The 14674-nt window shown below is 37.7% G+C and carries 9 protein-coding genes and 7 pseudogenes; 3 read left to right on the forward strand and 13 right to left on the reverse strand.

What is annotated here, in order from left to right; all coding sequences use genetic code 11:
* Positions 1 to 82: 82 nt before the first annotated feature.
* The 5 genes and pseudogenes from NBRC111893_RS09465 to NBRC111893_RS09485 form a co-directional block, all read right to left on the reverse strand.
* Positions 83 to 334 carry a type B 50S ribosomal protein L31 gene (locus NBRC111893_RS09465; RefSeq protein ID WP_125008894.1) on the reverse strand — a complete coding sequence of 84 codons (252 nt, stop codon included), beginning with the start codon at positions 332 to 334 and terminating at the stop codon, positions 83 to 85.
* 113 nt (positions 335 to 447) lie between these two features.
* The gene (murA, locus tag NBRC111893_RS09470; RefSeq protein ID WP_125008895.1) at positions 448 to 1719 is read right to left on the reverse strand and encodes a UDP-N-acetylglucosamine 1-carboxyvinyltransferase; all 1272 of its coding nucleotides are present in this window, start codon (positions 1717 to 1719) and stop codon (positions 448 to 450) included.
* 168 nt (positions 1720 to 1887) lie between these two features.
* Positions 1888 to 3503, reverse strand: a pseudogene (gene pyrG / locus NBRC111893_RS09475) (CTP synthase).
* 162 nt (positions 3504 to 3665) lie between these two features.
* Positions 3666 to 4320: pseudogene (gene rpoE, locus NBRC111893_RS09480) on the reverse strand (DNA-directed RNA polymerase subunit delta).
* Between the two features lie 44 nt (positions 4321 to 4364).
* The gene (locus NBRC111893_RS09485; protein WP_125008896.1) at positions 4365 to 4799 is read right to left on the reverse strand and encodes a YwiB family protein; all 435 of its coding nucleotides are present in this window, start codon (positions 4797 to 4799) and stop codon (positions 4365 to 4367) included.
* A 136-nt stretch (positions 4800 to 4935) separates the two neighbouring features.
* On the opposite strand from NBRC111893_RS09485, the gene NBRC111893_RS09490 reads away from it, so the two are divergent.
* The 3 genes and pseudogenes from NBRC111893_RS09490 (at position 4936) to yidA (ending at position 7921) form a co-directional block, all read left to right on the forward strand.
* Positions 4936 to 5757: a lipoate--protein ligase family protein gene (locus tag NBRC111893_RS09490; protein ID WP_125008897.1), complete on the forward strand. Its 822-nt coding sequence runs from the start codon at positions 4936 to 4938 to the stop codon at positions 5755 to 5757.
* A gap of 2 nt (positions 5758 to 5759) precedes the next feature.
* Positions 5760 to 7090, forward strand: a pseudogene (locus NBRC111893_RS09495) (HD domain-containing protein).
* Positions 7091 to 7106: 16 nt separating this feature from the next.
* Positions 7107 to 7921 (forward strand): annotated as a pseudogene (gene yidA, locus NBRC111893_RS09500) (sugar-phosphatase).
* Positions 7922 to 7981: 60 nt separating this feature from the next.
* On the opposite strand, the gene NBRC111893_RS09505 reads toward yidA, so the two are convergent.
* The 8 genes and pseudogenes from NBRC111893_RS09505 to NBRC111893_RS09540 form a co-directional block, all read right to left on the reverse strand.
* Complete coding sequence (locus NBRC111893_RS09505) at positions 7982 to 8338, reverse strand: DUF3899 domain-containing protein (protein WP_125008898.1); 357 nt, start codon at positions 8336 to 8338, stop codon at positions 7982 to 7984.
* The gene (locus tag NBRC111893_RS09510) at positions 8338 to 9318 is read right to left on the reverse strand and encodes a ribose-phosphate diphosphokinase (RefSeq protein ID WP_125008899.1); all 981 of its coding nucleotides are present in this window, start codon (positions 9316 to 9318) and stop codon (positions 8338 to 8340) included. The genes NBRC111893_RS09505 and NBRC111893_RS09510 overlap by 1 nt, the downstream gene beginning before the upstream one ends.
* A gap of 83 nt (positions 9319 to 9401) precedes the next feature.
* Complete coding sequence (glmU, locus tag NBRC111893_RS09515; RefSeq protein WP_125008900.1) at positions 9402 to 10778, reverse strand: bifunctional UDP-N-acetylglucosamine diphosphorylase/glucosamine-1-phosphate N-acetyltransferase GlmU; 1377 nt, start codon at positions 10776 to 10778, stop codon at positions 9402 to 9404.
* Positions 10779 to 10799: 21 nt separating this feature from the next.
* Entirely contained in the window at positions 10800 to 11618 is an 819-nt protein-coding gene (purR, locus tag NBRC111893_RS09520) for a pur operon repressor (protein ID WP_191984851.1), read from the reverse strand.
* A 125-nt stretch (positions 11619 to 11743) separates the two neighbouring features.
* Positions 11744 to 12543, reverse strand: a pseudogene (locus NBRC111893_RS09525) (metal ABC transporter permease).
* Positions 12536 to 13218: pseudogene (locus NBRC111893_RS09530) on the reverse strand (metal ABC transporter ATP-binding protein). Before NBRC111893_RS09530 ends, NBRC111893_RS09525 begins: the two co-directional pseudogenes overlap by 8 nt.
* A 146-nt stretch (positions 13219 to 13364) precedes the next feature.
* Positions 13365 to 14221: pseudogene (gene ispE / locus NBRC111893_RS09535) on the reverse strand (4-(cytidine 5'-diphospho)-2-C-methyl-D-erythritol kinase).
* Positions 14222 to 14345: 124 nt separating this feature from the next.
* A complete protein-coding gene (locus NBRC111893_RS09540; protein WP_125008902.1) occupies positions 14346 to 14591 on the reverse strand; it encodes a Veg family protein in 246 nt (81 codons plus the stop codon).
* Positions 14592 to 14674: the final 83 nt, after the last annotated feature.

Genomic DNA, 14674 nt, shown 5'->3' on the forward strand with positions numbered 1-14674 from the left:
TAACAACAAGAGATCAGCAATCCGTTTTTTGTTTTTGTTTTCATTTTTAGGTAAAAAAAAACGAGGCAAGCCTCGCTTTTGATTAGTTGTTCGAAAGACCGTACTTTTTGTTGAATCGGTCCACAGCACCATCTGCTTGAGTAAACTTTTGTTTACCAGTGTAGAAAGGATGTGAGTCAGATGAAATTTCAACACGAATCAATGGATAAGTGTTGCCATCTTCCCATTCAATAGTTTCGTCAGAGTTCTTAGTAGAACCTGCCATAAACTTGTAACCAGTACTTGAATCTTGAAATACAACATTGTGGTAATCTGGATGAATTCCTTGTTTCATTATATATCGCTCCTTTGCCCTGAACCAATGTGATGACCCAGAGATTATCGATTAGTCAACTTTGTTAGTTTAACATAGAATAAAAATTGATTCAATATTAAATCAAATGAAAATTAATCACTTACTAATTTCAAATCAGCACCGACAGCCGTCAATTTCTTAACGATACTACCATATCCTCTAAGAATATTATCAGCTTCAGTAATTTCAGTAGTCCCGTCTGCCATTAACCCAGCGATTAATAGCGAGGCTCCAGCACGAATTTCGCCAGCAGAAACCGTAGTTCCATGTAAATTATCAGATGTATCCACCGCAATGATTCCTTCTTCGATATCTTCAGACTTAATATGACCGCCTAATTTCACTAATTCAGAAATATGTTTCACTCGCTTAGGATAAATCGTGTCGATAATCACGCTACGACCTTTAGCTTTAAACAATAATGGTGTTAACGGCTGTTGTAAATCAGTCGCAAATCCAGGATAAGGCATTGTCTTAACTTGAATTGGCTTTAATGAATCTGATGTCGCAACAAAAATGCTGTCTTCGTTAACCTTGAGATTAACACCTAATTCTTCAAGCTTAGCCACAAATGATTCCAAATGTTCCGGAATGACATTAGTAATAGTTATCCCATCACCCATCGCTGCCGCGAGTGATAGATATGTACCAGCCTCAATCCGATCAGGAATAATTGTATGAGTGTTTTGGGCAACTAATGAGTCAACCCCTTCAATTCGAATAACGTCGGTTCCGGCGCCACGGATGTTTGCACCCATATTGTTCAAAAACGTTGCGATATCGATTATTTCAGGTTCTTTAGCCACATTACCTAAGACCGTTGTTCCCTTAGCCTTAACAGCAGCTAAAATTGCATTTATGGTCGCTCCAACTGAAACAACATCTAAAAAGATTTGAGCTCCATGGAGCCCTTCTTTTCCAGTGGTAATAGTAACTGTTCCATTTTCATCAGTAACATTTGCTCCTAATGCCTTAAATGCCTTAATATGTTGATCAATTGGTCGTGGGCCAATATTATCTCCACCAGGGAAACTTACTGTTGCTCGATGGAATCTACCCAGCAATGCTCCCATAAAGTAATACGATGCACGTAAACTCTTAATGGCTTTACTAGGTAATGGTGCTTCAACAATGTTTGTTGGATCAATGTTTAACACATCATCATGAAAATCGGAGGATACATTCATCGATTCCAAGATGACCATTAGGTTATGGACATCAAGGATATCCGGAACTGAATCAAAACTCACCGGTGTATCAGCAAGAATAGCGGCTGGAATTAATGCTACCGTGCTATTCTTAGCACCGCCAATAGTAATTTCACCGGCTAGCTTTTTTCCTCCATTTATAATTAATTTACTCATCGTAAACTTCCTCATTTCTTCTTTCAGACAAATTACATGCCAAGAGATATCTTATAAAAAATAATGGCAAAATACAATACTTTCCGCCTAATTATAAAATTTGGGTAGTTTTCAACAAAAAAACAGCTCTAATTCAGCATAACACGGAATTAGAGCTGTCAGTATTAATTACTTTTGATTTTCAAGATAACGATCATTCGCAGCAGCCACAAAATCACGGAATAATCCTTCAGGACGATTTGGTCGTGATAGGAATTCTGGATGGTATTGAGCAGCAACAAAGAATTTGTTAGTTGGAACCTCAATAACCTCAACTAAGTGATTATCAGGTGAAGTTCCTGAGAATACTAGCCCATGAGCTTCCATTTCTTCACGATAAGCATTGTTAAATTCATAACGGTGACGATGACGTTCTGAAATCTCTTCAGCGTTGTCATAAGCCGCAGCAGCCTTAGTACCAGGCTTTAATTTACATGGATATGCACCCAATCGTTGAGTACCTCCCATATCAGAAACATCAGCCTGATCAGCCATTAAATCAATTACTTTATGCTCAGTGTTTTGATCCATTTCAGTTGAGTTAGCATCGGCATAGCCCAAAACATCTCGGGCAAATTCAACACTAGCCATCTGCATACCTAAACAAATTCCAAGGAATGGAATATCGTTTTCACGGGCATACTTAATTGACGTAATCATTCCTTCAATTCCTCGATCACCAAATCCACCTGGAACCAAGATTCCATCAGCATGATCAACGAAATCAGCAACGTTTTCTGGAGTAACCTTTTCTGCATCAACCATTTCTAGATCAATATCAGCATCTACAGGATAACCAGCATGCTTAAGAGCTTCCGCAACTGAGATATAAGCATCTTGAAGACCAACGTACTTACCAACTAAAACAATCTTAATTTTTCGTTTTAGATGTTGCACGTGTTGTTCAAGTTGCTTCCAATCTTCCATATCAGCAACTGGGGCTTCGATGCCAAAGTGATCAAGCACTTGTTGATCCATGCCTTGTTCTTGTAAGCGTAATGGAATTGAATAAAGAGTTGGAACGTCTAATGACTCAATTACGGCTTCTTTTTAACATCACAGAATAGTGAAATCTTTTGTTTCATAGAATCAGTAACTGGTTTTTCAGAACGAACAACTAGTAGATTAGGTTGAATTCCTAATCCACGAAGTTCCTTAACAGAGTGTTGAGTTGGTTTAGTTTTCATTTCACCAGCAGCCCCCAAGTAAGGAATTAGCGTGGTGTGAATGTAGAAGGTATTCTCTTCACCAACTTCATTTTTCATTTGCCGAATTGCTTCAAGGAAAGGTAGTGATTCAATATCACCAACCGTTCCTCCAATTTCAGTAATCACAATATCAGCGTTTGATGTCTTTGCAGCCCGCATAATTTTATCTTTGATCATGCCAGTGATGTGAGGAATTACTTGAACAGTTGCGCCAAGATAATCTCCATGACGTTCTTTGCGAAGAACTTCATCATAGATTTTACCGGTGGTAACGTTCGAATACTTATTTAAATTATTATCGATAAATCGTTCGTAATGGCCTAGATCCAAATCAGTTTCTGTTCCATCATCCGTAACAAAAACTTCTCCGTGTTGATATGGATTCATTGTTCCAGGATCTAAGTTAATATATGGATCAAATTTTTGAATAGTAACATTTAATCCACGATTCTTTAGTAGTCTACCTAGTGATGCGGCAACGATTCCTTTGCCTAAAGATGAAACTACGCCTCCGGTAACAAAAATATATTTGGTCATATAAAATTCCTCTCCTCTTAAAATCTGCAGGGGGTAAAAAAGAAAAAATCCCCTATCCAAATAATCGAATAGGGAACAAATTAATCATCGTTCTGATGCCCTTGAACATTCAAGGAGCCCAGAAAATATAATACATAATATTATGGTCAGCGTCAAGATAAATTACTTTTCTTTATCTTCGTAACTAGAATCATCACCATCAGTATCATCGTCATCGTCGTCATCTGAAGACAATAAATCATCGTCATCATCGTCAGTTAAGTCAGTCAACTCGCCTTCGATTCCATCAGGTAATTCAGCATCATCATCGTCATCACTGTCATCATCAATATCAGCTAAGTCGTTATCGTACTTGCCAACGTTAGTATCTGGTGTAGTTTCATCTTCGTCTTCAGACTCATCCTCAAATCATCATCTTGGTCTTCAGGATCATCATCGTCGTAATCAATTACGTCGTCATCATCAGAAGCATCAGCTAAAAAGGCATTAACCTTACGACGCTTCTTCTTCTTTGGTCGATCTTCATCGTCGAGTTCAGTATGAACTGTGGCCTCATCAATCGATTCGTAAGGATACCAAGTTCTTAAGCCCCAAGATTGTCACCAAGTGAAATGAAACTACCGTCGATATTTAGGTCAGTGTAAAACTGAGATAATCGATCTCGAATTTCCTTATTACTATCACCAAGGTATTCTTGAACGGCATTAGCCAAATCAGCGAACGGCATAACATCTCCGCGCTCCGCTAAAATTGCGTGAGCAACTTCGATCATAGATAGTTCATTTTTGTTTTGGCCTTCAAAGACTTTTAATTCCAAACTGGTACACGTCCTTTCAACAGTCTAAAAGTTACTATACTCGGTTACACCGTAAATTGCAATGAAATATTATATTTACCTAACATTTCCTGGCCAGCATAAAGTAGATAAGAAATTTCAATGGTCCCTCTTAACGGATTTTCTAATAACTCAACGTCTAATCCTAGAGTAACCGTTTGAATGTCTAATGGACCATATGGTGTTTTATAAACTGCCGAAATGCGTTTTCCTTCGCTAAACATTAATTGTGATCGATTTTCACCTGAACGGGTAATCTTAACGTCACCATTACCAGTGATTTTGATAGTTACAGGAATTGACTCTCCTGCAACTTCTTCATCGTAACGAATATAAATCGCATTACCAATCTCAACAAGTTGACCTTCCATATCAAAAACATAGTTTGCCTTTTTCCCATCTTGAAGGATATCCGTTCTTAGATGGATCTGTACCGGTAAATTATTTGTTGGGTTATCCATTTTGCACCTTCTCTTCACACGTTTTACCTATTAATTATATGCCCCCTGTTAATATTTTTCACTCATTTAATCTACCTTATTAGTATCTAACTAATCTCTGGTATAATTAAATTATTAAACTGTAAGGGGCGAAGCCATGTTTACTAATGCAATTACTATTTTGGAAGCTGATTATTCACCTAGTCACCAATTAGAATCATTTGCGGATACCAACACCATTTTAGAATTTACTAACAAACTGCAAACGCCATTTTTACAATTTTGGACTACAACTGCGCCAACCCTAATTTTGGGGATCAACGATCGCCATCTCCCCAAGTTAACAACTGGCTTGCAGAAACTAATAGATCAGCAATATAATTACTTTTTACGAAATTCTGGTGGCTTAGCTGTGATTTCTGATCCGGGAGTTCTTAACGTTTCACTATTTCTTCCCACCAGTGAACAACCGCTAACTGTCGATGAAGCTTATGAGGTCATTACTACTCTAATTCGTCAATCTTTGCCTGATTTACAAATTGACGCTTACGAAATTACCGATTCATACTGCCCAGGTAAATATGATTTAAGCGTGAACGGTCAAAAAATCGCCGGTATCGCCCAACGTCGTGAAAAAGATGCCGTTGTGCTAATGCTTTATATGAGTGTATTTGGCAATCAGAATGCTCGTAGTGCCGTAGTATCTGACTTTTATCAAAAGTCCGCGGCTTATGAACAAACCCAGTGGCATTTTCCTAAAATAAATCCTGAATCAATGACTGGCTTAGTCGATTTAAACAACCACTATAGTAATAATGAAATTATCAAGCAGCGAATTTCTCAAGCTATACAACAAACCTATCCATTAAATCAACATTCTGGAAATGTCCTTCAGACAACTGCATTTAATAAAATTCGCAGCAAACAACTATCAAAAATGGAATTGCGAAACCAACAATTACCACTAATCGGAGGTTAATATTGACTTACGCTAAGCAACAATTATCTAAGGAAAAGGTCTTTCGAGACCCGGTCCATAATTATGTATATGTTAAGTACCAAGTTATCTTGGACTTAATCAACACCAGTGAATTTCAGCGATTACGTCGAATTCACCAGCTAGGTACGACGCCCTTGGTTTTTCACGGAGCCGAACATTCTCGATTTTCACATTCTCTTGGGGTTTACGAAATTGCCCGCAGAATTACAGAATCATTCGCCAAAAATTATCCAAGTAAAGCTCTCGGGGATGGCCTATGGGATAATTCAGAAGAATTAGTAACTCTTTGTGCAGCTCTCCTACATGATATTGGTCATGGTCCATACTCACACACATTTGAACACATTTTTCATACTGACCACGAAGCAATTACCCGACAAATCATTACTTCTAATCAAACTGAAATTAACGCTGTTTTAAAAAAGGTTAGCCCGGAATTCCCAGAAATGGTTGCTAGTGTAATTAATAAGACGTACCCTAATCGGCAAGTCGTTGAAATTATCTCTAGTCAACTCGACGCTGATCGGATGGATTATTTACTCCGTGATGCATATAATACCGGTGTAAAATACGGAACCTTTGACTTACAAAGGATTCTCGAAGTAATGCGGCCATACCACGATGGTATCTGTTTTGAGATCAACGGCATGCATGCCGTTGAAGATTACATTGTTAGTCGATTTCAGATGTACCAACAAGTCTATTTTCATCCGGGTTCTCGTTCCATGGAAGTCGTGTTAAATCGCCTGTTATCTCGAGCTAAAGAAGTCTTCGGCGAATCAATAGCTGAAACTTCTCAGGTTCCCTACTTATTGCTACCATTTTTTGCAAACGAATTTAATCTTGATGATTATCTTCAGTTGGACGATGGCGTCCTCAATACCTACTTTATTCATTGGAAACGATATCCCGATGATGTATTAGCTGATCTAGCTAGCCGGTTTATTGATCGAAAACCATTTAAATCTGTACGATTTACCAAAGATACTGAATCATTAATTCCTCATTTACAAAAATTAGTCGAGCAATCGGGATACAATCCAGCATACTACACATCAACCGATGATAGTTTTGATCAACCATACGATGCATACACTCCCACTAAAAAACAAATTCAGCTAATTCAAGCTGATGGATCATTAGTCCAATTGGCAGATGTAAGCCCAATCGTTAGCGCCATTTCTGACCGTTCTGAAGGCGACAATCGATTCTTCTTTCCAAAAATATTTTGACCAGGGAAGATAATGTTGATTTATTCCAATCGGAATATGACGAATTTACCAAGCACATTCACAATGATAAATTAATTTAACCTTAGGAGTCTTATTATGAATATTAAACTTATTGCCATTGATATCGATGTACCCTACTAAACGAGAAGAACGAATTAGCACAAGCAACTATCGATGCAATCACCGCTGCTCGTAAACGTGACATCAAAGTTGTGCTATGTACTGGACGACCACTAAGTGGCGTGAAACCATACTTAGAGCAACTTTCAATTAGTGGTAGCAATGAATTTGCGATTACCTTTAATGGCGCAATGGCGCAAGATCTTAGTGGTAATGTAATTAGTCATCATACCCTATCTTATGAGGATTTCTTAAGAACAGAAATGTTCAGTCGCTTGCTTGGTTCCCATTATCAAATTGAGACCACCGATCAAATTATCGCTACAAACCAAGAACTAAGTCCTTACACGATTGGTGAAAGTTATCTTGTTAGATTACCAATCGTCTTTAAGACTCCAGAACAAATAACGGATGATATGGTCATTTCAAAAGCCATGTTCGTTGATCATCCAGAAGTTATTTCCAAAATTAAAGCTAACATCCCTGCTGAACTGACTGATCGGCTCTACGTCGTTCAAAGTGAACCATACTTCATCGAAATGATGAACAAGAATGCCAGTAAAGGAAATGCTTTAAAGGATTTAGCTACGCGATTAGATTTAAAATCAGATCAAGTAATGGCCATTGGGGATGAAGGAAATGACTTAACCATGATTGAATATGCCGGTATGGGGGTTGCAATGGGTAATGGCATTGATGAAGTTAAGCAAGCCGCATCATTTATTACCAAAACTAATGCTGAAAACGGCGTTGCATTTGCAATTAACAAGTATGTAAACGAGGCCAACTAACTATTTGTATAAAAAAGAACGCCATACCAATAGATTAATCTATTGGTATGGCGTTCTTTTTTAAATAATGGTTAATCCAATTCCCAAAACTATTAATAATCCACCAACTAATAAATAATACTTAGTTAGCATACTTAGTTTGATTGCTTGATTTTTAACGGAGCCAACCTCATTAACTTTAGGCTGATTGGGCAAGTTTTCTTGCTCAAGATCCGTCTTCTTTTTGGTATTGAAACGCCAGCCAGTGAATAAGTGACCACTCTTGACAATTAAAAAAGCTGCCACAATCATGAATCCAAGACCAAACATAAAGTTAATGTTCCCAACCGTAAGCATACTAGACAACATAACTCCCACGGCATCGGCCACCATGACTACCAACCAACTAACTAAGACTGCTGGCTTTAATTTGATCATTAAGCCTCAGATCCGTGAAACCGATTTTTAAATAGTGGACTAACGGGTTTATTTTCGTTAATTCGCTTAATCGCATCCCCGATAAGTGGACCTACAGATACTTCAACAATCTTATCAATTTGTTTTTCAGCTGGTAATTGGATAGTATCAGTAATAACTAATTTCTTAATTGGTGACTTAGCAATTCTATCAATTGCTGGACCAGAAAGTACCGGGTGAGTACAACAAGCATAAACTTCTTTTGCACCAGCATCCATCAATGCTTGGGCTCCCAAAGTAATTGTTCCAGCTGTATCAATCATATCATCAATCATTAAGCATCGTTTACCTTTAACATCACCGATAATATTCATAATTTCGGCAACGTTAGCTTCCGGACGGCGCTTATCAATAATGGCGATTGGTTTTTCTAAAAATTCAGCCAACGCTCTAGCTCGTGATACTCCACCATGATCAGGAGAAACAATGACAGTATCTTCATCGAAATCATGGTCTAAGAAATAATCTGCTAATAGTGGTGCTCCCATTAAATGATCTACTGGAATATCAAAAAATCCTTGAATTTGAGCTGCATGCAAGTCAAGCGTAATTAAACGATCAACGCCATCCTTTTGAAGCATGTTAGCAACTAATTTAGCAGTAATTGGTTCACGAGACCGTGCCTTGCGGTCCTGACGGGCATAACCGTAATAAGGAATTACTACGTTAATTGTCTTAGCACTTGCTCTTCTAAGCGCATCGATCATAATCAACAATTCCATTAAATTATCATTTACAGGAGCTGAGGTGGATTGAATAATATAAATATTATCTCCCCGAATGCTCTCTTCAATGTTAATTCTAATTTCACCGTCACTGAATCGATCAACTGAAGTTTTTCCAAGCGGAACCCCCACTGTAGCAGCGATTTTTTCTGCTAGTGGTTTGTTAGAATTTAGAGCAAAGATTTTTAAATGTTCGTCAAAGTATTGCTGAGCCATTAGGATCCTCCAATTTAATTTTTGCCAACTCGACTAGTTAACCTAATTATACAATGAATCCCCCTAAAATATCATTGTTAAAGCTAATCTTTTTGATAAGGTAATTTTTTATAATAACCTGGTTTGTTGGTTTGACGTTCACGAGCAATCGCCATGTCATATCGGGCGACATCCTTGTTGATAGTTGAACCCGCAGCGATAAATGAATGATCAGCAACTTTCAGTGGTGCAATCAAGTTTGAGTTGCTACCAATAAATGAATCATCTCCAACCACGGTTTCGTGCTTATTTGCACCATCGTAGTTAACAAAAACAACTCCACACCCAATGTTAATGTTCTTGCCTAGCTTAGCATTCCCGACATAAGTAAGATGGCCCACCTTAGTGTTGTCTTCAATTGTTGACTTTTTAACTTCAACGAAATTACCTAAATGAACGCCTTGGCCAATATGTGAATCTGGACGAAGATGACTATTAGGACCAATATCTGATCCATCAAGCATCTCTGAATCTTCAATTAATGATGAAGTTACAGTTACACCATTATGAATTGTTGAGTTCCGAATTTCCGAATGAGCGCCAATGTAACAATCATCACCGATGACCGTTTGATTTTTAAGTTGCACTCCTGGTTCAATTACGGTGTCAGACCCGATTTTAATATCAACGTCAATATAAGTGTTTTCTGGGTCAATAATCGTCACTCCGTTGCGCATGTGGCTTTCATTAATTCGTTGTTGCATGATTTTAGTTGCTTTTGACAACGCAACCCGGTCATTAACTCCCATGGATTCATAAAAATTATCCATTTGGAATGCGGCGATTGTCTTACCTTGCTTTTTAAGAATTTCAATTGCATCAGGCAAGTAATATTCACCCTGGGCATTATCATTATTAACACTATGAAGAGCATTGAACAATGCGCGATTATCAAATGCATATACCCCAGTGTTAATTTCAGTAATTGCTTGTTCCTCACTGGTTGCATCTTTTTGTTCAACGATTCGTTCAACAATACCCAAATTATTCCGCACAATTCGACCATAACCTGTAGGCTCATCAGTTTTTGAAGTCAAAATTGTAACGGCGGCCTTTTTATTTTTGTGATACTCAAATAAATTATCAAAGGTTTGAGCCGTAAAGAGTGGTGTATCTCCACTAACAACCATTGTAATTCCATCAAGGTCACCCAAAATATCTTCTGCCTGCATTACTGCATGACCAGTTCCTAGTTGTTCCTCTTGAACTGCATATTTTGTTCGATCACCTAGTTCTTGTTCAACGGCTTCCGCACCATGACCAACCACGGTCACAATGTTGTCCATCTTAACTTGCTCAACTTGTGTTAGTACGTGATCAACCATTGTTCGACCGCATACTCGATGTAACACTTTGTAAAGCTTTGATTTCATGCGAGTCCCCTTGCCCGCAGCAAGGATAATCGTGTTTTTTGTTGCCATTCTTATTTCTCCTATAATAAATTAATTAAAAATTCGATCTAAATAATTTCCCGTTTTGGCAATAACTGTATTGTCTTCAGCATCAACCGTCATTAATGATGTGTATTCCCCGATTTTGCGGGTTTCCGGTAATGAACTTTCAGCAACAACTCCAATACCAACTAAGTTAGCTTCAAATTCATCCACCATTGAAATCATTCCTGAAATTGTACCGCCACCGCGCATATAATCATCAACAATCAATACGTTAGCGCCCTTCTTAAGGCTTCGTTTTGATAATGACATTTTTTCAATACGTTCACTAGACCCAGAAACATAGTTAACATTAACCGTCGAGCCCTCTGTAATTTCAATGTCATGACGCACAATTACGAATGGCACATTTAGTAGGTTAGCCACCCCCTGAGCGATTGGTACACCTTTGGTGGCAATTGTCATTACGGCATCAACTTCTTGATTTAAATATTGGGTAGCAAAAATTCTCCCAATTTGACGTAAGGTTTCAGGATCGCCAAGTAAATCTGACATGTAAACATACCCGCCTGGCAAGTAACGACTTTTATCAGTCATTTTATCCATCAAATCACCAACGAATTCGGTCGCTTCTTCTTTTAAGATGTATGGTAAAAATCTAGTACCACCAGCAGCTCCAGGAACAGTTTCTAAAAGTCCTGTCCCACGTTCTTGAAAGGTTCTTTTTAAAATTGTTAAATCTTCACTAATAGATGATTTTGCTGATTCATATCTCTTGGAAAAAAACGTCAACGGCACAAGTGTATGCGGACGTTCAAGCAAATAGCGGGTCATATCGATCAACCGATCACTTCTGCGTACTTTCAAAAATCCCACCTCAATTTGTATGTAATATCTATTAGATTTTATCATAAATGTTCGGATTTTGCTGAATTGATTACTAATTTATAACATTTTTTTCGTTTACAAAATAAATAAAAACCGTAACTAGACTAGCTACGGTTTTGAATTGAATTATATAATAGCGCAATGCCGTAAATTAAAGCTTCAATACAAGCAATAAAAAAGGTTACGGGCCAATTGGTAACATAACCGAGATAAAGGCCAAGCCATACTCCAGTAAGTGAAAAGGCAATGCCAACCATAATCATTGAAAATACTGTATGGGTAAAGTACTTAGCACTTGAAGCCGGTAACGTTAATAAAATAAAAATTAACAACGATCCGACAATTTGAGCTGCTACACTCACACTCATCGCAAGTAATAGTAAAAACACAATTGAGATGGCCTGTGAATTAACACCATTAATTTTTGCTCCAATCGCATCGAATGAATCTGCTTTTAAATTTCGATATATAAACAGCACAACAATCAGTACGATGGATGACAAAATACCCATCAGCTGAACATCTTGGGCACTGATTCCAATCACACTACCAAACAAAATGTTCGTTGCATAACTGGCATTTTTTGCGATATTGAGAGGAATAAAATTCCTAACCCGATAAACAATCCAGAAATAGCCGAGATCACTGACTCTCTACGTGATTCGATTCGACCACTTAACTGACCAACTAAAATTGAACTAATCGCTGTAAACAAAAGCATTCCATTAAGCGGCGGCCAGCCAATAAAAATTCCAAATGATGCTCCAGCAAAACCAATTTCAGAAAGCGTATGGGTCATAAAAGACATGTTTCTGGCTACCACAAATGTGCCAATAATCGCACTAACAATCGCAATCATGGTACCCGCAAGATACGCATTCCTCATAAATTCTAAATTAAACATTATCCTGATTAAGCACCTCACTTGGTAAGTCTTGAATTTGGCCAAGTTCATAGCCATTCTGTTTCATCCACAAATAGTGATCTGGATATTTAGCCATCACCGACACATCGTGCGTAATAAAAATTACTGTTAATTGATTTGCAAGTTAAGGCGTTTAACCACCGCCAACAGTTCTTGCTTAGCGTCAGGATCCAAACTAGCCGTTGACTCATCTAAAATTAGTAAATTGGGCTGTTTAATCAGCGCGGATGCTAAGTATGCTCGCTGCTTTTCACCACCTGAAGCTTTACCCATTGAGCGATCAGCAATCTCCGTTAAATCAACTAGTTCAATTACTTCATTTAATATTTGTTTTTCCCGCCGACTTAAAAACGGTAGTCGAAATCCTGTAAATGATAATGCAATAAAATCACGAATTGATAACGGGTACTCAATATCAATATTTCTAAATTGTGGTACATACCCAATTTTAGTATCAGGAGCAAGCATAATTTCACCACTAGTTGGTTTCAATTGCTTCAACAAGGTTCTAACAAATGTAGTCTTACCAACCCCATTATGTCCAAGAATCGCAAGAAAATCTCCACGATTGAGTGTTAAATTCAAATTAGTAATTACTTGCTGACGACCAAACGAAACGTTTAAATCGTTTACTTTTATAACTTGTTCCACCAATTTGTTTCCTCCTGCAAAAAGTAATCATTACTGTTTTAGTTTACAGGTCCAGATTTATTTGTCAATGTAATTTTGGTATACTGACCGATTATTATTACCTAATAAACAAAAAAACAGCAATAAGATCGGCTTATTACTGCTACTAATTATTTAGTTTCGATTGGTCGGGCCAGATATACTTCCCGACAAAAGCCAGAAATACTATTAAACACTCGATTAGCCCGACTTTTTTTCGACAAATTCCGTAAGTTGTTGGCCCACTTCCGGTCATTAATGAACCATCAGCTCCGTAGTTAACCAATCGTTGTTTAATCGTTAAAATCTGTGGATATAATTCCCCAGTAACATTTTCTAACGTATTTGCCAGGTTACCAGCAATTTCTCCATAATCCTGTCGTTTTACGGCTTCGGTCAATAAACTGATATTAGGATGCTGTAGTTCTGTACCATACAGCGATCTAATAATCTTAGGCGTTGAAACGCTAACGTTTGGTTTTGCTAACACAAACCACATTGATGGTAGTTTTGGTAATGGTGTAATAATTTCTCCATACCCAGACACTAACGCTGTCTTTCCGTAAACACAGTACGGAACATCGGAATCAATTTGTAAGCCAAATTTAGCCAATTCGAAGATTGAATATCCAGTTTCAAACATTTGATTAAGGCCACGAAGAACTGCTGCAGCATCGCTTGATCCTCCACCTAAACCAGCTGCAACTGGAATATTTTTTTCAATGGTAATTTTTAAACCACTGTTAATGTGATTAGCTTTAAAGAATAGTTCCGCTGCCTTAAGTGCTAAATTACGACTATCGGCAGGTAAAAAACCACTATCAGTATCAATTTCAATTTCTTGAGAATCATTTGTTTCCAAGGTAACGTAGTCACAAAGTGAAATTGAAGTCATTATCATTTCCCATTCAACTTCTTTATTGGGATGAACTAATGGTGCATCCAATCCTAAATTAAGTTTGGCGGGAGCTTTTATGATCATTTTCATTAACAACATCCCCTGACCAACGATATATTATAAAAAGTATACTAAATAATCAGTCAAAAGTCAGTTAGTCACTTTTAGATTACTATTTAGGCATAAAAAAAAGGCCTCCCGGCCCCCCAAATTGCTAGTCAACTTGACTTGCATCGAACTCAATTTTGATGTTGTTAGTCAAAACATCCGTGTAACTGTAAGAAACTCTATTTAAACTAGAATCCTTATCTAATTCCACTACGAACACTGCAGGAAATGTCTCCCGCAAAATCCCCTCGCGCGTAGCAGTTTTTCTTCTCCCAATTTGAGAAGTCACACTAATGCGTTGACCAATATGATCATCAATATTGTGCTTAATCATAGATAATGTGATAGGCACTGCACTCACCTCACGATATCTTAGTATAACATATCGTGAATAAAAGCACAAACTATCTGACCTTTAATTAAATTAATCAAGTT

The organism is Lentilactobacillus kosonis, assembly GCF_003864335.1.
GTDB classification, from domain to species: Bacteria; Bacillota; Bacilli; order Lactobacillales; family Lactobacillaceae; genus Lentilactobacillus; species Lentilactobacillus kosonis.

Bases quoted from the DNA above. Each gene is read 5' to 3' on its own strand.
- NBRC111893_RS09490 (WP_125008897.1), top strand. From the start codon at position 4,936: ATGTTTACTAATGCAATTACTATTTTGGAAGCTGATTATTCACCTAGT.
- NBRC111893_RS09505 (WP_125008898.1), bottom strand. From the start codon at position 8,338: ATGATCAAATTAAAGCCAGCAGTCTTAGTTAGTTGGTTGGTAGTCATG.
- NBRC111893_RS09510 (WP_125008899.1), bottom strand. From the start codon at position 9,318: ATGGCTCAGCAATACTTTGACGAACATTTAAAAATCTTTGCTCTAAAT.
- glmU (WP_125008900.1), bottom strand. From the start codon at position 10,778: ATGGCAACAAAAAACACGATTATCCTTGCTGCGGGCAAGGGGACTCGC.
- NBRC111893_RS09465 (WP_125008894.1), bottom strand. From the start codon at position 334: ATGAAACAAGGAATTCATCCAGATTACCACAATGTTGTATTTCAAGAT.
- NBRC111893_RS09485 (WP_125008896.1), bottom strand. From the start codon at position 4,799: ATGGATAACCCAACAAATAATTTACCGGTACAGATCCATCTAAGAACG.
- murA (WP_125008895.1), bottom strand. From the start codon at position 1,719: ATGAGTAAATTAATTATAAATGGAGGAAAAAAGCTAGCCGGTGAAATT.